The sequence below is a fragment of the Pseudomonas sp. LBUM1678 genome (assembly GCF_059695575.1).
Genome location: NZ_CP166775.1, coordinates 2983357 through 3003162 on the forward strand (window position 1 = coordinate 2983357; position 19806 = coordinate 3003162).

Genomic DNA, 19806 nt, shown 5'->3' on the forward strand with positions numbered 1-19806 from the left:
AGAATGTGCGTGCCCCTCGTTTACGGAGGGGCCATTTGTTACAACACCAAATGCGGCAACCACAGCGACAGCGCCGGAATGTAGGTCACGGCCATCAGCACCAGGAACAGCACCGCGTAGAACGGCAGCAACGCTTTCACGGTTTTTTCGATGCTGACTTTGCCCACGGCCGACCCCACAAATAATACCGCGCCCACCGGCGGCGTGATCAATCCAATCCCCAGGTTCACCAGCATGATCATGCCGAACTGCACCGGGTCCACGCCAATGCCCAGAATCACCGGCATCAGGATCGGCGTCAGGATCAGGATCAGCGGCGCCATGTCCATCACGGTGCCGAGCAACAGCAGCATGACGTTGATGCACATCAGGATCACGTAGCGGTTATCCGACAGGGTCAGGAACATCGTGGTGATCTTCGACGGAATCTGCATCAGAGTCATGATGTAGCCGAAGCTCGCGGCAAAACCGATCAGGATCATCACGATCGAAATGGTCCGCACCGTGCGATGCATCAGTTTTGGCAACTCGCTCCACTTGTAGTCGCGGTAGATGAACATGGTCACGAAGAACGACCACAGCACCGCAATCGCCGCCGATTCGGTGGCGGTGAAAATACCCGAGAGAATCCCGCCGAGGATGATGACCATCGCCATCAGGCCCCACATCGCTTCGCCGCAGATTTTCAGCGCCTGCTTCAAGGGAATGACTTCGCCCTTGGGGTAGTTGCGTTTTTTCGCGAAGATCAGGCACAGCACCATCAGGCACGCGCTCATCAACAGGCCCGGGACCACGCCGGCCATGAACAGCGACGCAATCGACACCGTGCCGCCAGCCGCCAGCGAGTAGAGCACCGAGTTGTGGCTTGGCGGCGTCAGCAGGGCTTGCACCGAGCCGCTGACGGTGACCGCCGTGGCGAATTCCCGGGGATAACCACGGCGTTCCATTTCCGGAATCAGCACTGAACCGACCGAGGCGGTGTCGGCCACTGAAGAACCGGAGATTGCGCCGAAGAAGGTCGAGGCCATGATGTTGACCAGCGACAAGCCGCCTCGCACAAACCCGACCAGCACCCCGGCAAACGCCACCAGCCGCCGGGACATGCCGCCCTCGGCCATGATCGCGCCCGCCAATACGAAGAACGGAATCGCCAGCAAGGAGAATTTGTTCACGCCGCCCGCGACCTGAATCATCAGCGCCTGGAACGGGATGTCGATCCACCACGCGCCGATCAGGGCGGAAAGGCCCAGCGCATAGGCGACCGGCATGCCGATCAGGATCAACGCGATAAAACTGCCCAACAGAATCAACGCGTCCATTCAGGCAGCCCCTTCGCTTTCTTCAACGAGGTCGAAACGCACGACCCGACGATTGCTCTGGTCACCGAGCAAGAGTTTTTCCAATACAAAGATCAGCGTCAGCACTCCGCCAATCGGGATCGGCATGTAGGTAATGCCCACGCGCAGCGTCGGCATGGCGCTCATGAACTGGTTCCAGGTCGACAGGCACAGCTTGGTGCCCCAGATCGCCATGAACAGGCAGATGGTCGCCATCAACAGCTGGGAGAAAATACTCATGGCTCTGCGCAGCTCGGGTGCCATGCGATCAGTGAGCATCGCCACCGCCATGTGCGCACCGGCGCGGTAACTGGCGGCGGCGCCGATGAAGGTGAAGACCATCATCAGCAGGATGGCGGTGGGCTCCGGCCAGCTTGAGCCGGTGCCGAGTACGTAGCGGGCGAAGACGCCCCAGGGAATGATCAGGGAAATGGTCAGGACCGACAGACCGGCGACCCAGATGCAGGCCATGTAAATCCTGTCGTTGATGCGTAGCAGCAGATTCTTCATCGGGTTTCACCGTAACCGGGCGCGCGCGGGCGTCAGCCAACGTCCGCGGCGCCGGGCCTTTCATGAGTGCTGGGAGGGTTACTGAACGGCTTCGATGCGCTTGATCAGGTCGGCGTAAGGCGCGCCATATTTTTCGCGGACCGAGGCGGTGGCCTCATAGAAAGGTTTCTTGTCGACGGTGATGAATTCGACGCCCGCTGCCTTGAGTTTTTCTTCGCTGCTGGCGGATTTGGCGTCCCACAACGTGCGTTCCTGGGCCTGTGCAGCTTTGGCGGTTTTCTTCACCAGGACTTGCTGCTCGGGAGTGAGTTTGTCCCAGGTGATTTTCGACATCACGATAGGCTCAGGCAGGATCAAATGGCCGGTCAGGCTGTAGAACTTGGCGTTCTGGAAGTGGTTGTGTTCGAGCAGGGTCGGTGGGTTGTTTTCCGCGCCGTCGATCACCCCGGTCTGCAAGGCACTGAAGATCTCGCCGGTGTCCATCGCGATGCCGTTGCCACCCATGGCGTTGATGGTCTCGATGAACATCGGGTTGCCTTGCACGCGGATTTTCATGCCCTTGAGGTCTTCAAGTTTACGCACCGGTTTTTTCGTGTAGATGTTGCGCGTACCGCCGTCCATCCAGGCCAGGGCGACGAGGTTGAATTCGGACTGGGTGATCTTGTCGAGGATCTCGTCGCCCACGGCACCGTCGATGACTTTGCGCATGTGTGCCTGGTCGCGGAACACGAACGGCATGTTGAACACGTTCACGTCCGGTACCACCGGCCCGACGATGCCGAGGCTGACCCGGGCCATTTGAATGGCGCCGACCTGGGCTTGTTCAATCACCTCTTTTTCCGAGCCGAGCACACCGCCGGCGAACATCTTGAAAGTCAGTGTGCCGTTACTGTCGGCCACCAGGGTTTTGCCCAGCTGTTCCTCAGCCACCACGGTCGGATAACCGGCGGGGTGAATGTCGGCGAATTTGATTTCCAGCGCCTGAGCGGCACTGCTGAGGGTGAAGGCCAAGGGGAGTGCAGCGGCGAGCAAGGTGCGTTTGAAGTCCATGGGGGTGTCTCCAGTTTGTTATTTTTTTTGTATTCAAGGCGCAGCGGTGCAGCAGAAGCGGTTAAAGCAGATCGTTGAAAAGCGGTTCCGGTAAACCTTTGACGCCGGGGTTGAGTGCGAACACGCCGCCGGCCAATGACTGAGGGTCATGGTCGTCACCGGGGCGGATCGAGGTCACGAACAGCGTGTCCAGTCGACTGCCACCGAAGGCGCACATGGTGGGTTTTTTCACGGGGACGGCGAGGGATCGGTCCAGTTGGCCGTCCGGGGTGAAGCGGTGAATCAGCCCGGCGTCGTTGGCGCAGATCCAGTAGCAGCCTTCGGCATCGACGGCGGCGCCGTCGGGGCGGCCGGGGAACTGACTCATGTCGACGAACAGCCGCCGATTGGACGGCGTGCCGTTGTCGATGTCGTAATCGAAGGCCCAGATCTGCTGAACCAAGGGATGAGAATCAGACAAGTACATCGTCCGGCCGTCCGGGCTGAAGCCCAGACCGTTGGGCACGATGAAGCCGTTGAGTCGCGCTTCGAGCGGCCCACGCTGTCCGGCGCTGTAGCGATACAGCGTGCCGTCGGCGGCGTTGGCGCCCATGTTCAGCACCATGCTGCCCGCCCAGAAACGCCCCTGACGATCACAGCGACCGTCGTTCAGGCGCATGTCGGGGCGGGCATGATCGACGTGCGCGAGCAGTTCGCTGTCGAGGCTGCCGTCGTTGTGCGGTTGCAAATGGAAGAAGCCGCTTTCCATCCCGGCGACCCAGCCGCCGTCGCTGTGGCGGGCGATGCAGGCGAGCATTTCCGGGGCGGTCCAGGCATGGACATGACCGCTGTCGGCGCTCCAGCGCTGCAGTCCACCGGCAGGAATATCCACCCAATACAGGGCGTTTTCCTCGGGGACCCAGACCGGACTTTCACCGACCGCGTTACGGGCATCGACAATCAATTCGGCTTGCATGGCAACTCATTCCCTTGGGTTTTTGTTGTGGGGATCAAGTGAGGTCAGCGGGTTCAGTCACCGAACGGGCCGGAGGCGACAAACGCGCCACCCTGGTAAACCATGGCCGGGTCATCAGCGGCGGGCATCGGTTGCGCTTCGACTTTGTCGCGGAACACTTCGGAGGTGTCCTGAGGTGCAAAACCCAGGGCGGTCGCGAGACGGTTGTCCCACCAGACGTTCTTGTTATCGGACATGCCGTAGACCACGGTGTGGCCGACGTTGGGGGCGTACAGCGCGCGTTCGAGCAAATGGGTCAGGTCGCCGAAGCTCAGCCAGGTGCTCATCATTCGGCGGTTTTGCGGTTCCGGGAACGAGGAGCCGATGCGGATGCTGACGGTCTCGATGCCGTAGCGATCGAAGTAGAAACTGGCCATGTCTTCGCCGTAGGACTTGGACAGGCCGTAGTAGCTGTCCGGGCGGCGAGGGCACTGGGCGTCGATGATTTCGCCTTGCTTGTAGAACCCGATGACGTGGTTGGAACTGGCGAAAATCACCCGCTTCACGCCATGACGGCGCGCAGCTTCGTAGATGTGGAAGACGCCGCAGATGTTGGCGCCGAGGATTTCTTCAAACGAGCGCTCCGTCGATACGCCGCCGAAGTGCAGGATCGCGTCCACACCTTCGACCAGTTGGTGGACGGCCTGCTTGTCGGCCAGATCGCAGGTGACGACTTCTTCGCGGTCATCGACGGCCGGTGCCATGTTGGCGATGTCCGACAGGCGAATGACGTTGGCATAAGGGCGCAGGCTTTCGCGCAAGACTTTACCCAGGCCACCGGCGGCACCGGTCAGCAGCAGACGATTGAAAGGGGCTGTAGGAGTGCTGGTCATGGAAGTCCCTGAGTACGCAATTATTGTTGTAAGTTGTCGTATGACTTTGTCGGAGTATCGTTAGGCTTTCCGAGTCTTGTCAACGCGACTTTGGTTGAAAATGACGGAGGGTCATTACGCACATCTTTGTGTCAAGCAAGACGTCTGTGGCGAGGGAGCTTGCTCCCGCTCGGCTGTGAAGCAGACGTAAATCATACAATCCGTTTTTCCTGGATGATTGCAGGGGGCCGCTTCGCAGCCCAGCGGGAGCAAGCTCCCTCGCCACAGATTTAATGTGAGCCTGCCAAGGATGTCTGCGTTACAACAACGAAATCGGGTAGCTGATGAAGATCCGGTTTTCGTCGAATTCGTTGGTGCTGAAGCTCTTGCGGATGGTCGCGTTGCGCCATTTGACGTTGAGGTTCTTCAGCGGGCCGCTTTGCACGGTGTAGGCCAGTTCCGATTCGCGGCCCCATTCCTTGCCGTCGGTGATCGCCCCGGTGTGCACGTTATCGCCGCTGATGTAGCGGTTCATCATCGTCAGGCCGGGGATGCCGAGGGCGACGAAGTTGTAGTCGTGGCGCAGCTGCCAGGATTTTTCCTTGGCGTTGTCGTAGCTGGAGTTGTAACTGTCGTTGGCCAGGGTGCCGCCGCTGGTACCGTTGACCCGCATCCAGACATCGTCGCCGCTGAGTTTTTGCAGGCCGACATAGAAGGTGTTGCCGCCGTACTTGGCCGAAAGCATGGCGAACGCGGTTTTGTTGTCCAGGTCGCCAGCGAAGGCGCTGCCGTCTTCCTTGCCGATGAAGTAGCCGAGGTTGGCGCCCAAGGTCCAGTCGCCGATGGGCTGGCTGTGGCTCAGGTTGAAATATTGCTGCTGGTAAATGTCGCTGAGTTCCGAGTACCAGACGCCGACCTGGGTGCGCTTGTCATTGAAGGCATATTCGCCGCCACCAAAGTTGAAGCGGTCCGAGGTGAACGCGGCTTTGGTGTTCATGGACATGTCTTCCATGCTCGCATCGTTACGCGGGCTGTTCTGGCGGAACTGGCCGCCGTAGAGCGTCAGGCCGCTGATCTCGGTGGACGTCACCTGTCCGCCCCGGAAGGTTTGCGGCAGCGAGCGGCCATCGTCGGAGCGCAGGATCGGCAGCACCGGCATCCATTCCCCGACCTTAACTTCGGTCTTCGAGATTTTGCCTTTCAGCGCCACGCCCATGCGACCGAAATTGTCGGCAGGACGGCCGTCATCGTGGATCGGCAACAGTTGTGTGCCACCCGTGCCTTTGCCGCCGTCGAGTTTTTGCGAGTACAGACCCAGCACATCCACGCCGAAACCCACGGGCCCCGGAGTGAACCCGGACCTGGCGTCGAGGATGAAGTTCTGCGTCCACTCTTCAGCCTTGCCCTGTGGATAGGCCGGGTTGGTGTAGTTGCGATTGATATAGGCGTTGCGCAGGTTCAGCGTGGCTTTGGCGTCATCAACGAAACCTTCTGCGTTGCTGGTCATGGGCAAGGCGAAGGCCAGGCTGCTGCAACCGATCAGGCTCAGGGTGTGGCGGCGTACGAAGGTCGGGCGAGGGGTGCTGGCGAAGGAATTGCGGACGAGTTTGCTCACAGTGACGCTCCCTTTTTTTTGTTGTTTTTATTTTTTGTCATACGTCGTCGTACAACATTGGGGCGATTATTTGCGGGGCTTTCAGGGAATGTCAATCAGAAGTTGTACGATGAGTTGCGGAGGAGCTCACTTCATGTAGGCGAACCCCTGTGGGAGCGAGCCTGCTCGCGATAGCGGTAGTTCAGCTTGCATTGATGTTGACTGTGCCGCCGCCATCGCGAGCAGGCTCGCTCCCACAGGGGCCCGGTTTCAGTTCACGATCATCGGGGGCAGGGTGCCCAGCAGGGAAACCGCAGCCACTGCGCCTATCCCCAATAACCATTCCACGATCACGCTGGTTCTCAGCGTCGCCAGGCGTTGCTCGCACGCCTTGATCCGCAACCGATTGAACAACGCCAACCCCAGCATCATCGCCACTAACACAACCTTGATCAGCAGAATCAACGCAAACCCGGACAGCAACGGCGTTGGCCAAAACTGCCCGGTGAGGACACGCACGTTGATCAAACCGGTCACCAGCAACCCGGCGACCAAGGCATAACCGACGCCACTAAAACGCAGCAATAGTGCGCGGACGGGATGTCCCGTCGGTTGCCGCAGGATCATCACCAACAGCATCAACCCCCCAAGCCAGGCGCCGACACAGGTCAGGTGAATGATTTGATTAAGGATCAGCAGTTGGCCGCTGAGGCCGTCGAGCATGGCGCCGTGACCAACCGGTGCAAGGGTCGCCAACAACAGGCTCGCGAGGCCGATCCGCAGGGGCATGCTGGAGCACAATGGCGTCAGCAGCAGCGCCACCAACAGAACATTGAACAGCAGATGCCAGCGCCAGACCTGACCGAAAAACGCGTTGCCCACCACCAGCCGCAGGGTCGACGGATCGAATGCCGCGTCCCAGGCCCCGGCCATGCTGGCGGTGATCAACAGCAACCAGCAGACCCCAGTGACCAGCGCCACCGCAGCGAGCAATCGGGTCACTCGCACCAGCGGCTGATCCAGCGTCGTGTCACGGCCTAAAAGCAAAGGCCTGAACACCCAGGCCCCGAACAGCATCAGTACCACGGTGAAATGCAGAAAGCGGCACAGCACCATCGCGTTGGTCATGAATTACTGGCCAACCTTGAAGCTGTACGCGCCTTCACTTTTGTGGGTATCGACCGACACCGCATGCCATTCGACTTTGTAGGTCCCCGTCGTCAGAGGCACTGCTGGCGTGACGATCAGGGCCTTCTTGTCACTGCCTTCGGTGGCCAGGTTTTTCACGGGCACATCGGCACCGTCCTTGCTGATCGTGACCTTGGTGAAAGTCGCTTCGACGCCTTCGGAAAACACCAGGCGCAGTTCTGACGGCGCGCTCACGGTGCTGTCGGCGGCCGGGGTCTGGTCTTTCAGATGGGCATGGGCAAACACCGACGAAGCGGCGAGCATCGAGCCGAGCAGGGCGGCGGTGGTCAGGGCTTTCTTGAGCAGCATCGTGAAGACCTCAGAGGCAAGTTCGAAGAGGCGCCAGTTTACCTGCGAGAACCTGGGTGTACGAAGTTTCGTTTTCCCTTGTCGCCGCGAGGTAGAGCGGATGCTAGTCTTGGCCAACGCTGTTGTCAGGGAGGCTTCATGGGCAATCACAAGATCGAGATTCGTCGCAGTAACGTCGAGAAGATTTTGCTGGGGGCCGAAAAGGTCTTTGCCGAAAAAGGCTTCGGCGGCACCGCCATGGCCGACATTGCAGCTGAAGTGCAACTGCCGCGCTCAAACCTGCATTACTACTTCAGCACCAAGACCGAACTGTACAGCGCGGTGCTGTTCGATCTGCTGGAAGTCTGGAAGCAGGACGCGTTGTGCTTCGAGATGTTCGACGACCCGCGCGTGGTGCTCAGCAGCTACATCCGCGCCAAGATGAACCACTCCCGCAGCCGGCCTTATGGCTCGAAAGTCTGGGCCAACGAAATCATCCACGGCGCCCCCACACTGGGCGTGGCGCTGGACGCGAGCCTGTACGACTGGGCGAAGATGAAAGAAGCGAAAATCCGCCAGTGGGTGGATGACAAACGCATCCTGCCGGTGGAGCCTTCAAGCCTGCTGTACATGATCTGGGCCTCGACCCAGCATTACGCAGACTTTGATCATCAGGTGAATATTTTGAATGATCATCAGCCGCTGTCGGACATGCAGTTCGAGCGGGCGGTGCAGACGGTGACGAGTGTGATATTGCGGGGGATCGGGTTGGAGCCTTGATATTTTTGGGGTGGCTGCTGGCCTCTTCGCGGGCAAGCCTCGCTCCTACAGGTTTTGTGTCGTCACCGATTAAATGATCAACGCTGGACCCTGTAGGAGCGAGGCTTGCCCGCGAAGGCGTCAGTTCAGGCGACGCACATCTCAGACCGCAACATGGTACGGATTCCTCGGATCATGATTCCAATCCAGAAACGGCTTCCCATTCTCCATTGGCACCATCTCAATGCAGTCCTCCACCGGGCAGGTGATCTGGCACAAATTGCAGCCCACGCACTCATCATCAATCACTTCATACTTATGCGTCCCGTCCGCCTGTTTCAGGCTGGCGACCGCCTGGTGTGAAGTATCTTCGCAAGCGATGTGGCAACGCCCGCAACCAATGCACGCTTCCTGGTCAATCTTCGCGATCACTTGATAGTTGATGTCCAGGTACTTCCAGTCCGTGGTATTGCCCACCGCCCGCCCGGAAAACTCCGAGATGCTGGCGTAACCCTGACTGTCCATCCAGCGTGACAACCCGTCCTTCATCTCCTCGACAATCCGGAAGCCATGCAGCATCGCCGCGGTGCACACCTGCACCGAGCCGCTGCCCAGGGCGATGAATTCCGCGGCATCGCGCCAACTGCCGATGCCGCCAATGCCGGAGATTGGCAAGCCTTGGGTCTGCGGGTCGCGGGCGATTTCGGCGACCATGTTCAGCGCAATCGGCTTCACCGCCGAGCCGCAATAACCGCCATGGGTGCTTTGGCTGCCGACGGCAGGATTGGCGACCATGCGTTCCAGATTGACGCTGGTGATCGAGTTGATGGTGTTGATCAGCGACACCGCATCGGCCCCGCCGCGATGGGCCGCACGGGCGGCGACGCGGATGTCGGTGATGTTCGGCGTGAGCTTGACGATCACCGGCAGCGAGCAATACGTCTTGCACCAGCGGGTGACCTGCTCGACGTATTCCGGCACCTGGCCGACCGCCGCGCCCATGCCCCGTTCCGGCATGCCATGCGGGCAACCGAAGTTCAGCTCGATGCCGTCGGCGCCGGTGGCTTCCACCAGCGGCAGGATGAATTTCCACGACTCTTCGACGCAGGGCACCATCAGCGAAACGATCAGTGCGCGGTCCGGCCAGTCCTTTTTGACCTGGGTGATTTCCCGCAGGTTGATCTCCAGCGAGCGGTCGGTGATCAGCTCGATATTGTTGAAACCCACCACTTCTCGGTTGGCACCGAAAAGTGCGGAGTAACGCGACGAAACGTTGACCGCCGCCGGGTCTTCACCCAGGGTTTTCCAGACCACGCCGCCCCAGCCCGCCTCGAAGGCGCGAACCACGTTGTACGCCTTGTCGGTCGGCGGCGCGGAGGCCAGCCAGAATGGATTCGGGGATTTGATGCCGGCGAAGACAATCGAAAGATCGGCCATTTACGCAGCCTCCACATTGAGCATCAGTTGAACGTTGATGGCTTCGGCAGCCCGTTTGCCGTGCTGCACGGCTTGCACGGTGAGGTCCTGATCGAGGCTGGTGCAGTCGCCGCCGGCATACACGCCGGGGATGCTGGTGCGCAGCTGTTCATCGACCTCGATTCGATCGCCTTGGCGCTTGAGTTCGCGCGCCAGCGGATCGGCGAGGGCGCTTGCATCGAAGGCCTGGCCGATGGCTTTGAAAATCGCATCGGCGGCCAGTTCGAAAGTATCTCCGGTGGTTTGCAGACGACCTTCTACCAGATGCGTTCGGGCGAAGCGCATGCCGCGCACGTTGCCTTGGTCGTCGAGCAGCACTTCTTCGGGCTGTGCCCAGGTCAGCAAGCGCACTTGATTGGCTTTGGCGATGTCCTGTTCGTGGCCGGTGGCGCCCATTTCCTCGACACCGCGGCGGTACACCAGATTCACGTCGCGGGCCCCGAGGCGGGCCATTTGCACGGCCATGTCGATGGCCGTGTTGCCGGCGCCGAGGACGATGCAATGATCCGCCAGCGGCAGTTGGCTCAGATCATCCGCCTGACGCAGTTCGCGGATGTAATCGGTTGCGGCCAGCAGGCCGGGTGCATCCTCGTGAGGCAAGCCGAGTTGTTTGCTGGCGGCCAGGCCGAGGCCGAGGAACACCGCGTCGAATTGCTGATGCAGTTCACTGAGGGTCAGGTTCTCGCCGAGTTTCTGGCCGTGGCGGATTTCGATGCCGCCAATCGCCAAGAGAAAATCCAGTTCCTTCTGCGCGTAGTCGTTCACCAGTTTGTATTTGGCGATCCCGTATTCGTTGAGGCCGCCGGCCTTTTCACGGGCTTCGAAAATCACCACGTCGTGGCCATGCATCGCACTGCGATGAGCACAGGACAACCCGGCCGGGCCAGCACCGACCACGGCGATACGTTTGCCGGTAGAGGCGGCACGCTGGAAGGGGTGTTCGCTGAAATGCGCGTTGTCGACGGCGTAACGCTGCAACAGACCGATCAATACCGGTGCGCACTCGTGATCGTTGTTGCGCACGCAAGCTTGCTGGCAGAGGATTTCCGTCGGGCACACTCGGGCGCAACTGCCGCCGAGGATGTTCGCCGAGAGGATTTTCTGCGCGGCGCCCTGAACGTTTTCCTGATGGATATTGCGAATGAACGACGGAATGTCGATCTCGCTCGGACAGGCATTCACGCACGGCGCGTCGTAGCAATACAGACAGCGCGAGGCTTCCAGATGCGCCTGGCGGTCGTTGAGGGGCGGCGCGAGGTCGGTGAAATGGCCGGCGAGGGCGGCTGCATTCTCGTAGGGATGCGGGAGGTGGCTTAGAGTCTTGATCACGGTGTTGGCCTCACGGTTATTGAGGGCTGCCTCTGATGGGCATTGGTTTTTTCACATCATCCTGTGGCGAGGGAGCTTGCTCCCGCTGGGTGGCGAAGCCGCCCCATGTCCAGCCAACTCGGTTGTCCTGACACGCCGAGTCGACTGGTTTTGGGCCTGCTGCGCAGTCCAGCGGGAGCAAGCTCCCTCGCCACAGGGACGGGTCAGCGTTTCACTGCAGTCGGCCTGTTCAACTCAGCCCGCTTGCTCAGCAAATCAAACACCGCCGGATAAGCCGGCCGTTCGACATACCGCCCGGCACCACGCTCGGCCCGCAGATCGCCATCCGCCCAAACCACCCGGCCCTGGCTCACGGTATGGCTCGGCACGCCGCGTACGGTCTTGCCTTCGAAGATGTTGAAGTCGACCTGCTGGTGGTGAGTCTTCGCCGAAATGGTCCGCGTCCCCTCCGGATCCCACAGCACCAGGTCTGCATCCGCACCCACGCGAATCGCACCTTTGCGCGGGTAGAGATTGAAGATCTTCGCGGTGTTGGTGGAAGTCAGCGCCACGAAATGCTGCATCGACAACCGCCCGGTGTTCACCCCTTCATCCCACAGCACCGCCATGCGGTCTTCGATACCGGCGGTGCCGTTGGGGATCTTGCTGAAGTCATCGCGGCCGGCGGCTTTTTGCTCGGCGCAGAAGCAGCAATGGTCAGTGGCGGTGGTGTGCAGGTTGCCGGATTGCAACCCGTGCCAAAGCGCCTCTTGATGGCCGCGTGGACGGAAGGGCGGGCTCATCACGTAACCGGCGGCGGTCTGCCAGTCCGGGTGTTGGTAGACGCTGTCGTCCAGCAGCAAATGCCCGGCCAGCACTTCGCCGTAGACTTGCTGGCCCTTGCTGCGGGCATAGGTGATTTCGTCCAGCGCTTCCTTGGTCGAGACATGCACCAGGTATAGCGGCGTGCCCAGGGTTTCGGCAATGCGGATCGCCCGGCTCGCGGCTTCGCCTTCCACTTGAGAAGGCCGCGACAACGGATGCGCTTCCGGGCCGGTCATGCCCTGGGCCATCAACTTGCGCTGCAGGTGATAGACCAGCTCGCCGTTTTCCGCGTGCACCGTCGGCACCGCGCCCAGTTCCAGGCAGCGCTCGAAACTCGCCACCAAGGTGTCGTCGGCCGCCATGATCGCGTTCTTGTACGCCATGAAATGTTTGAAGCTGTTGACCCCGTACTGGCTGACCAGCTCCCCCATGTCCTCGCGAACCTGTTCGCTCCACCAGGTAATGGCGACGTGGAAGCCGTAATCCGACGCCGATTTCTCGGCCCAGCCGCGCCACTGATGAAAAGACTCCATCAAGGATTGCTGTGGATTGGGAATCACGAAATCGATGATCGACGTGGTGCCACCGGCAAGTCCTGCCGCGGTGCCACTGAAAAAGTCTTCGCTGGCCACGGTGCCCATGAAGGGCAGTTGCATGTGTGTGTGCGGGTCGATGCCGCCAGGCATCAGGTATTGGCCGCTGCCGTCGAGCACTTCGGCGCCGGCCGGAACATCAAGATTTTCGCCGATGGCTTTAATCACGCCGTCGGCGCAATAGACGTCGGCGCGATAACTTTCATCATGGGTAATAACGGTGGCGCCACGGATCAACAGAGACATTCCGAGTTCCTCGCAGGCAATGACCGACTTATGTCGGTTCTAAATGTTTTATATGAAGCCGACGCAAACAGGTGTATTCCTGTCAACGCTGTCAGGAATAGAAGCTAGTCTGAGTTTATGGAATGAGCAAGAATATTTTTTATAAGCTTATTCATGTTTTAAAGTATTGATTAATAACGATTAAAAATGAAAATCACCAAAATGGTGTGGCCTCGAACCATTTTGACGCACTTGACAGGTTCTAAAAATGGACGAGATTTCTTATGTGAAATCAGCTGCTTGAGGATGGTCTATGGTTGATGCGCAACTTTAAAAAAAACAGGCATGCACCAGATTGATCCCTGGCTCTTCGGACAACTTGCCTGGCATTCGGCCTGAGTGAACAAGCAAATAACCGGGGGCTTATCCGGACTCTATATAAAAACTGATAAACATCAGTTGGTTGCGAAGTTTTTGTGGAACTGCCCGATGCGCAAACGGGGTGCCCGGCACGTTTATTGATGCCGCCAGCCCCTGATGAGCAAAAAATAATTCAAAGAACAGTGGAGCGGCCATGCAACAGATCAGATCGCAAGTGACCGAGCGCGACGGCTTGTTTGAGCTCGAAGCCGGCACCGACGTCCTCGACAGTCCCCGTTATAACCACGACATGGCACCGACCAAGGTGCGCGAACGAACCTGGAACAAATGGCACATCACTGCGTTGTGGGTTGGCATGGCGATCTGCGTGCCGACCTATACCCTCGGTGGCGTGCTCACCGCTTATTTCGGCCTGAGCGTCGGCGAAGCACTGCTGGCCATTCTGTTCGCCAACATCATCGTTCTGATCCCGCTGACCCTGAACGCCTTTCCCGGCACCAAGTACGGCATTCCGTTTCCGGTGCTGCTGCGTTCGTCCTTCGGCATTCTGGGCTCCAACATTCCGTGCCTGATCCGTGCGCTGGTGGCGTGTGGCTGGTTCGGCATTCAGACGATGTTCGGCGGGCTGGCCATTCACCTGTTTCTCGGCTCGGTGTTCGACGGTTGGAAAACCCTCGGCGGAACCGGTGAAGTGATCGGCTTCATGGTGTTCTGGGCCTTGAACCTGTGGGTGGTGATTCGCGGTGCGGACTCGATCAAATGGCTCGAAACCCTCTCGGCGCCGTTGTTGGTGCTGGTGGGCGTGGGGCTGCTGGTGTGGGCCATGCCGAACGTATCGATGACCGAATTGATGGCGATCCCGCCCAAGCGTCCAGAAGGGGCCAGCGTGGTCAGTTACTTTGCCGCCGGGCTGACCGCCATGGTCGGGTTCTGGGCCACGTTGTCCCTGAACATTCCGGACTTTAGCCGCTATGCGAAAAGCCAGAAGGATCAGATCGTCGGGCAGATCATCGGCTTGCCCCTGACCATGTTCCTGTTCGCCTCGCTGGGCGTAGTGATGACGGCGGCCTCTGTCAAACTGGTGGGCGTCAGCGTCTCCGATCCGGTCACTCTGATCGGCCATATCCAGAGCCCGGTCTGGGTCGCGTTGGCCATGGCGCTGATCATCATCGCCACGTTGTCCACCAACACCGCGGCCAACATTGTTTCGCCGACCAACGACTTCCAGAACGTCGCGCCCAAGTTCATCAACCGCACCAAAGCTGTGATCCTCACCGGCCTTGTCGGCCTGGCGCTGATGGCCCATGAGCTGTTGAAGAAACTCGGGTTGATCGTCTCGGATCTGAGCCTGGAAACGGTGTATTCCAACTGGCTGCTGGGTTATTCGAGCCTGCTGGGCCCGATCGCCGGGATCATGGTGGTGGACTATTTCCTGATCAAGAAACAGCAACTGGACCTGGCCGGGTTATATCGCGATGACGTGTACCCGGCGTGGAACTGGTTTGGGTTTATTGCGTTTGGCGTGCCGGTGATGCTGACGGTGCTGTCGCTGGGCAGCGATGCGTTTAGCTGGTTTTACAGCTACGGCTGGTTTACCGGCTCGGCGCTGGGTGGGCTGATTTATTACGGGTTGTGCTCGATGCGACCTAACCCGTCTGTTGCGAAATCTGCGGTGTGAACACTGGCCCCATCGCGAGCAGGCTCGCTCCCACAGGGGAATGCATTCCAAATGTGGGAGCGAGCCTGCTCGCGATGGCGGCCTCAAATTCACCAAAGAAATGCCTGAAGAAATCCATAACAACTGCCTGAGGAGATCATCATGAACGCTGCTGTAGACGTTCTGCAGTCCACCCATCAGCACATCAACCGCGACCGCTTGTGGCAGTCGCTCATGGACCTGGCCAGACTCGGCGCCACGGTCAAGGGTGGCGTCTGCCGCCTGGCCCTGACCGATCTGGACCGTCAGGCCCGGGACATCTTCGTCAACTGGTGCGAAGAGGCCGGTTGCACCGTCAGCATCGACGCCGTCGGCAACATCTTCGCCCGCCGCCCCGGGCGCAACCCGAACCTGCCACCAGTGATGACCGGCAGCCACATCGACACCCAACCCACCGGCGGCAAGTTCGATGGCTGCTTCGGTGTGCTGGCCGGCGTCGAAGTGCTGAGGACCCTCAACGACCTCGGCGTGGAAACCGAAGCGCCGCTGGAAGTGGTGGTCTGGACCAACGAAGAAGGCTCGCGCTTCGCCCCGTGCATGATGGGCTCCGGCGTGTTCGCGGAAAAATTCACCCTTGAAGAAACCCTGGCCAAGGTCGATGCCGAGGGCGTCACCGTCGGCGAAGCACTCAATGCCATCGGCTACGCCGGCCCACGTAAAGTCAGCGGGCACGCCGTCGGTGCCTATTTCGAGGCGCACATCGAGCAAGGCCCGATCCTCGAAGACGAACGCAAAACCATCGGCGTGGTGATGGGCGCCCTCGGCCAGAAATGGTTCGACCTGAAACTGCGCGGCGTCGAAGCCCACGCCGGCCCGACGCCGATGCACCTGCGCAAGGATGCCCTGGTCGGCGCCGCGGTGATCGTCGGTGCGGTGAACCGCGCCGCTCTCGGCCATCAACCTCACGCCTGCGGCACCGTCGGTTGCCTGCAAGCCTATCCCGGCTCACGCAACGTCATCCCCGGCGAAGTGCGCATGACCCTGGACTTTCGGCATCTGGAACCGGCGCGCCTGGACTCGATGATCGCCGAAGTCCGCGAAGTCATCGAAACCACTTGCGAGGAACACGGCCTGACCTTCGAACTCACGCCCACCGCCGACTTCCCGCCGCTGTACTTCGACAAGGGTTGCGTCGAAGCGGTACGTGGCGCCGCCCAGGGTCTGGGGCTGTCGCACATGGACATCGTCAGCGGAGCAGGGCACGACGCGATTTTCCTCGCCGAACTCGGCCCGGCCGGGATGATCTTCGTGCCGTGCGAAGGCGGTATCAGCCACAACGAAATCGAAAACGCCGCGCCGGATGACCTGGCGGCCGGCTGTGCGGTCCTGTTACGGGCGATGCTGGCGGCTTCGGCAGCGATTGCCAGCGGCCAGTTGGCGGCCTGAAACCTGTGACGTACGCTGAAAATTTCAGCGCACGTCACAAACCCGATGCCTCAATCGTCATCCTGTTGAACCCCTCAAACAGTGGAGCAACACGATGTCGTCGAACACCCAACGCAGTAGTCACACCGCCTGTAGCAGCTGTCGAGCCTGCGAGGCTGCGTTCGGCGACGAAGTCGTCGTAAATCCTGAGTGCTGGATCTCCTGATACACCGCAGTGCCGGATCGAGCGACGGCTGCGTCGCCGAACGCAGCCTCGCAAGCTCGACAGCTGCTACACGTGCCACAGCGGCTGCACCTGCTTTGCACTATCCCACCCCCCCGCGGTCGTAATCTTCACAGGCGGCGTGTCACTGCGCCGTTGCACCCGTGGAGATCCAATGAGCCAGGACGTCCTGACCACTGAAACCAATCGCCGTCAGTTGCAGCAGATCATCGCCGGTTTGTCCGACGGGGTGATTCTGCTGGAACTCGATCAGACGATCCTGTGGGCCAATGATGCCGCGCTGGCCATGCACGGCGTCAGTCGGATCGGCGAACTGGGCGTCAATGCCAAGGAGTACGCCAGGCGCTTTGCCTTGCGCTATCGCAATAATCACCCGGTGCTGCCGGAGAATTACCCGATCAGCCGCGTTGCCAAAGGCGAGATGTTCAGCGATGTGCTGGTGGAGGTGACGCCGGCCGATGACGAAGAACGGACGTGGGTTCACAGCGTGCGCAGCCTGGTGCTGGCCGACAGGGCGGGCGAACCGGAGTTGCTGGTTTTGATCATGGACGATGTCACGGAGTGGGCCAGCGCCGAGCAGCGTTTCGAAAAGACCTTCAACGCCAACCCGGCGCCGGCGGTGATCTGTCGTCTCAGTGACTTGCGTTACATCAAGGTCAACGCAGGCTTCCTGGAAATGACCGGCTATACCCGTGAGCAAGTGATTGGGGTATCGACGTATGAGCTGGACATCCTTGACGGTGCCGAAAAGAAAGACCTGGCGATCGAGCGCCTACGTGAGCACGCGACGATTCCGCAGATGCAGGCTGAGCTGAAAATGGCTGACGGCGGCAGCAAGCAAGTGATCGTCGCCGGTCAACCGCTGGAGTTCAACGAGGAAGACTGCATGCTGTTTTCCTTCGTCGACATGGAGCCGCGACACAAGGCCGAGGTTGCGCTGCGTCAAAGCGAGGAGCGGTTTGCCAAGGCGTTTCGCCTGACGCCGGTGCCGACATTGGTCTGCGATGCGCAGGATCAGGTGGTGATCGACGTCAACGAAGCCTTTCTGGATACCCTCGCGTACCCCAGTGAAGAAGTGCTCGGCAAGACCGTTGCAGAGATCGACTTCATCGATGACAAGGGCGCGCGCAGCCGGGTGTTTGCGGCGTTGGAGAAGGCCGGTAGCCTGGATCGGGTCGATGTCAGGATCCGCAGGAAAGACTCGACCCTGATTGACTGCACGGTGTCGGCCGACACCGTGAATATTCAGGACAAGCCTTGCTACCTGCTGGTGTTGATGAACATCACCGAACGCAAGCGCACCGAGCTGGAGCTGGTGTCGGCGATCGAGGAGGTGATGAAAGATGCCTCGTGGTTCACCCGAACGCTGATCGAGAAACTCGCCAACGTGAAGAACATCAACTCGCCGCAGTTGCCCAGCGTGTCCTTCACCGACCTGACCGCCCGCGAGCGCGATGTGCTCGGCCTGATCTGCGAGGGCCTGGCGGACAAGGAAATTGCGGCACGCCTGAAACTGGCGCCCAACACCGTGCGCAACCATGTGTCGACGGTGTATTCCAAGCTTGATGTACACAGTCGCAGCGAGGCGATTGTGTGGGCTCGCGAGCGCGGTTTGTTCTCCAGCGAGTGGCGGCCGAAGGGGCAGCGCTAAGGTGCAAATGCACTAGGTCGGGCAGTGCAAATGGATGTTCTGGCGGGCGGTGGCAATTCTTAGTCTGTAAGGGTGCGACACGGATCTTTTGCCGGTGTCGTCTCCTCTACGAAACAGCTTAAGGAACAGCCGCATGCTTGGCCAATTCAACAGATTTTCAGTCGACGGGGTCAGCCGGCCCATGGGTGAATCGCGATGATTTATCTGACGCAATTGCGTGCGCAACTGGAACAGCACTTTTCCCCGCTGGCTTGTGACTGCAGTGTGTCGGGTGACAACTCGGTGACGGTGAAACTGTATCACCCGGTATCGGGGCAGGTGGATCTGGTGGTCAGTGGGTTGAGCGTCGCGAACCTGAGATCCCCGGAAGCGGTCACGACGTTGATTGACGAGCTGCGTTATGAACTTGAGAGCAACAGCTTGCACCGGCGGTCGGATACGGTTTCGTAGGAGCTGTCGTTTTTTCCGGGTTGAAGGCGCAAAGTGCCTTGTTTGCTGGCATTGGCCGCTGGCTAGGCTATAAGAACTGCGAGGGTATTGTTTTCTGTGACCAGTCCGCGGCTTCGCGGTAGGTGTGTCGGGTCGCGGAAAGTGTCGATTACTTATCGCGGGACAGCCTATGAACAGTCTTGGGAAACGTGCTTTTTCGCCTCTGTCGCTCGCCTTCTGCGTAGCGATTCTCAGCGGTTGCGCCAGTCCGCCACCTCCGCCACCTGCCGCACCACCACCTATTCCTGAACGCACCTGCGAAACCATTGAACAAACCGATGTAATGGGAGATGCGAGAGTAACCGAGGAAGTGACCCGGGAAACGACGCTGACCCGTTGCGTCACTCAATAAGCCAGGGCGACTGCATCGTTGAAGCCCCGTGTCGAAAAAATCGTGTTGGTGGCCGACCTGGTCGGCACCGCGGTGTTTGCCGTTGAAGGCGCGATCAGCGCCATGCGCAGCAACCTCGACCTGCTTGGGGTGATGGTGATCGCTTTCATCGTCGCCCTGGGTGGCGGGGTCACCCGGGATCTGTTGATCGGCGCCACGCCGCCCAATGCCGTCGCCGATTGGCGTTATCCGGCGCTGGCCTTTTTGATGGGCGGGGTCGCGTTTGTCCTGCATGAACAGGTGCTGAGCTGGTCCGGTTCGACGTTGATCGTCCTGGACGCCGCCGGGCTCGCGTTGTTCGCCGTGGCCGGGGCGCAGAAGGCGCTGAATTTCGGCATCTCGCCGTTCGTGTCGATGCTTATGGGCACCATTACCGGCGTGGGTGGCGGGGTGCTGCGCGACATCGTGCTGGCGCGAGTGCCGGTGGTGTTGCAGGCCGATCTGTATGCGAGTTCGGCCTTTGTTGGTGCCGCTGTGCTGATTATTGGACGCCGTTGCGGCGTGCCGCCCGTGGCCTGCGCGTTGCTGGCGGGGGCGGCGTGCCTGGCGTTGCGAATGCTGTCAGTGAGTTACGGCTGGCAGTTGCCGAAAGTTACGGGCGCCTGAGCT

General features: G+C 60.0%; 18 protein-coding genes. 6 read left to right on the forward strand and 12 right to left on the reverse strand.

Annotated features, from left to right (window positions below):
* Positions 1 to 38: 38 nt before the first annotated feature.
* The 8 genes from ACA070_RS13795 to copC form a co-directional block, all read right to left on the reverse strand.
* Complete coding sequence (locus ACA070_RS13795; RefSeq protein WP_497451605.1) at positions 39 to 1319, reverse strand: TRAP transporter large permease; 1281 nt, start codon at positions 1317 to 1319, stop codon at positions 39 to 41.
* A complete protein-coding gene (locus ACA070_RS13800; protein WP_497451606.1) occupies positions 1320 to 1847 on the reverse strand; it encodes a TRAP transporter small permease in 528 nt (175 codons plus the stop codon).
* A 78-nt stretch (positions 1848 to 1925) separates the two neighbouring features.
* A complete protein-coding gene (locus tag ACA070_RS13805; RefSeq protein WP_497451607.1) occupies positions 1926 to 2897 on the reverse strand; it encodes a TRAP transporter substrate-binding protein in 972 nt (323 codons plus the stop codon).
* Positions 2898 to 2958: 61 nt separating this feature from the next.
* Entirely contained in the window at positions 2959 to 3852 is an 894-nt protein-coding gene (locus tag ACA070_RS13810) for an SMP-30/gluconolactonase/LRE family protein (protein ID WP_497451608.1), read from the reverse strand.
* A 53-nt stretch (positions 3853 to 3905) separates the two neighbouring features.
* A complete protein-coding gene (locus tag ACA070_RS13815) occupies positions 3906 to 4724 on the reverse strand; it encodes an NAD-dependent epimerase/dehydratase family protein (RefSeq protein WP_497451609.1) in 819 nt (272 codons plus the stop codon).
* Between the two features lie 298 nt (positions 4725 to 5022).
* Complete coding sequence (locus ACA070_RS13820) at positions 5023 to 6318, reverse strand: OprD family porin (protein WP_497451610.1); 1296 nt, start codon at positions 6316 to 6318, stop codon at positions 5023 to 5025.
* 249 nt (positions 6319 to 6567) lie between these two features.
* Positions 6568 to 7425: a copper homeostasis membrane protein CopD gene (gene copD, locus ACA070_RS13825; protein ID WP_497451611.1), complete on the reverse strand. Its 858-nt coding sequence runs from the start codon at positions 7423 to 7425 to the stop codon at positions 6568 to 6570.
* Between the two features lie 3 nt (positions 7426 to 7428).
* Positions 7429 to 7794, reverse strand: a complete 366-nt coding sequence (gene copC / locus ACA070_RS13830) for a copper homeostasis periplasmic binding protein CopC (RefSeq protein ID WP_497451612.1) — start codon at positions 7792 to 7794, stop codon at positions 7429 to 7431.
* A gap of 138 nt (positions 7795 to 7932) precedes the next feature.
* On the opposite strand from copC, the gene ACA070_RS13835 reads away from it, so the two are divergent.
* Complete coding sequence (locus ACA070_RS13835) at positions 7933 to 8553, forward strand: TetR/AcrR family transcriptional regulator (protein ID WP_084320882.1); 621 nt, start codon at positions 7933 to 7935, stop codon at positions 8551 to 8553.
* A 141-nt stretch (positions 8554 to 8694) separates the two neighbouring features.
* Here the strand turns inward: ACA070_RS13835 and preA are convergent, their stop codons facing one another.
* From preA to ACA070_RS13855, 4 genes are all read right to left on the reverse strand, one after another.
* A complete protein-coding gene (gene preA / locus ACA070_RS13840) occupies positions 8695 to 9969 on the reverse strand; it encodes an NAD-dependent dihydropyrimidine dehydrogenase subunit PreA (RefSeq protein ID WP_462027450.1) in 1275 nt (424 codons plus the stop codon).
* A complete protein-coding gene (locus ACA070_RS13845) occupies positions 9970 to 11337 on the reverse strand; it encodes an NAD(P)-dependent oxidoreductase (protein ID WP_497451613.1) in 1368 nt (455 codons plus the stop codon).
* A 203-nt stretch (positions 11338 to 11540) separates the two neighbouring features.
* Positions 11541 to 12980, reverse strand: a complete 1440-nt coding sequence (gene hydA, locus ACA070_RS13850; protein ID WP_497451614.1) for a dihydropyrimidinase — start codon at positions 12978 to 12980, stop codon at positions 11541 to 11543.
* 402 nt (positions 12981 to 13382) lie between these two features.
* Positions 13383 to 13535 carry a hypothetical protein gene (locus ACA070_RS13855; RefSeq protein WP_497451615.1) on the reverse strand — a complete coding sequence of 51 codons (153 nt, stop codon included), beginning with the start codon at positions 13533 to 13535 and terminating at the stop codon, positions 13383 to 13385.
* Between ACA070_RS13855 and ACA070_RS13860 the strand changes: the two genes are divergently transcribed.
* From ACA070_RS13860 to ACA070_RS13880, 5 genes are all read left to right on the forward strand, one after another.
* Positions 13534 to 15018, forward strand: coding sequence for an NCS1 family nucleobase:cation symporter-1 (locus ACA070_RS13860; RefSeq protein WP_497451616.1), 1485 nt, complete (start codon positions 13534 to 13536; stop codon positions 15016 to 15018). The genes ACA070_RS13855 and ACA070_RS13860 overlap by 2 nt on opposite strands.
* A gap of 141 nt (positions 15019 to 15159) precedes the next feature.
* Positions 15160 to 16443: a Zn-dependent hydrolase gene (locus ACA070_RS13865; protein ID WP_497451617.1), complete on the forward strand. Its 1284-nt coding sequence runs from the start codon at positions 15160 to 15162 to the stop codon at positions 16441 to 16443.
* A 377-nt stretch (positions 16444 to 16820) separates the two neighbouring features.
* A complete protein-coding gene (locus tag ACA070_RS13870) occupies positions 16821 to 18317 on the forward strand; it encodes a helix-turn-helix transcriptional regulator (RefSeq protein ID WP_497451618.1) in 1497 nt (498 codons plus the stop codon).
* Between the two features lie 195 nt (positions 18318 to 18512).
* Positions 18513 to 18767, forward strand: a complete 255-nt coding sequence (locus tag ACA070_RS13875) for a DUF1652 domain-containing protein (RefSeq protein ID WP_497451619.1) — start codon at positions 18513 to 18515, stop codon at positions 18765 to 18767.
* 409 nt (positions 18768 to 19176) lie between these two features.
* A complete protein-coding gene (locus ACA070_RS13880) occupies positions 19177 to 19803 on the forward strand; it encodes a trimeric intracellular cation channel family protein (RefSeq protein WP_497451620.1) in 627 nt (208 codons plus the stop codon).
* The last annotated feature ends 3 nt before the right edge of the window (positions 19804 to 19806 follow it).

Excerpts from the sequence above, each read along its gene's own strand:
- ACA070_RS13795 (WP_497451605.1), bottom strand. The coding sequence starts at position 1,319 with ATGGACGCGTTGATTCTGTTGGGCAGTTTTATCGCGTTGATCCTGATC.
- ACA070_RS13800 (WP_497451606.1), bottom strand. The coding sequence starts at position 1,847 with ATGAAGAATCTGCTGCTACGCATCAACGACAGGATTTACATGGCCTGC.
- ACA070_RS13805 (WP_497451607.1), bottom strand. The coding sequence starts at position 2,897 with ATGGACTTCAAACGCACCTTGCTCGCCGCTGCACTCCCCTTGGCCTTC.
- ACA070_RS13810 (WP_497451608.1), bottom strand. The coding sequence starts at position 3,852 with ATGCAAGCCGAATTGATTGTCGATGCCCGTAACGCGGTCGGTGAAAGT.
- ACA070_RS13815 (WP_497451609.1), bottom strand. The coding sequence starts at position 4,724 with ATGACCAGCACTCCTACAGCCCCTTTCAATCGTCTGCTGCTGACCGGT.
- copD (WP_497451611.1), bottom strand. The coding sequence starts at position 7,425 with ATGACCAACGCGATGGTGCTGTGCCGCTTTCTGCATTTCACCGTGGTA.
- copC (WP_497451612.1), bottom strand. The coding sequence starts at position 7,794 with ATGCTGCTCAAGAAAGCCCTGACCACCGCCGCCCTGCTCGGCTCGATG.
- ACA070_RS13835 (WP_084320882.1), top strand. The coding sequence starts at position 7,933 with ATGGGCAATCACAAGATCGAGATTCGTCGCAGTAACGTCGAGAAGATT.
- preA (WP_462027450.1), bottom strand. The coding sequence starts at position 9,969 with ATGGCCGATCTTTCGATTGTCTTCGCCGGCATCAAATCCCCGAATCCA.
- hydA (WP_497451614.1), bottom strand. The coding sequence starts at position 12,980 with ATGTCTCTGTTGATCCGTGGCGCCACCGTTATTACCCATGATGAAAGT.
- ACA070_RS13860 (WP_497451616.1), top strand. The coding sequence starts at position 13,534 with ATGCAACAGATCAGATCGCAAGTGACCGAGCGCGACGGCTTGTTTGAG.
- ACA070_RS13855 (WP_497451615.1), bottom strand. The coding sequence starts at position 13,535 with ATGGCCGCTCCACTGTTCTTTGAATTATTTTTTGCTCATCAGGGGCTG.
- ACA070_RS13865 (WP_497451617.1), top strand. The coding sequence starts at position 15,160 with ATGAACGCTGCTGTAGACGTTCTGCAGTCCACCCATCAGCACATCAAC.
- ACA070_RS13870 (WP_497451618.1), top strand. The coding sequence starts at position 16,821 with ATGAGCCAGGACGTCCTGACCACTGAAACCAATCGCCGTCAGTTGCAG.
- ACA070_RS13875 (WP_497451619.1), top strand. The coding sequence starts at position 18,513 with ATGATTTATCTGACGCAATTGCGTGCGCAACTGGAACAGCACTTTTCC.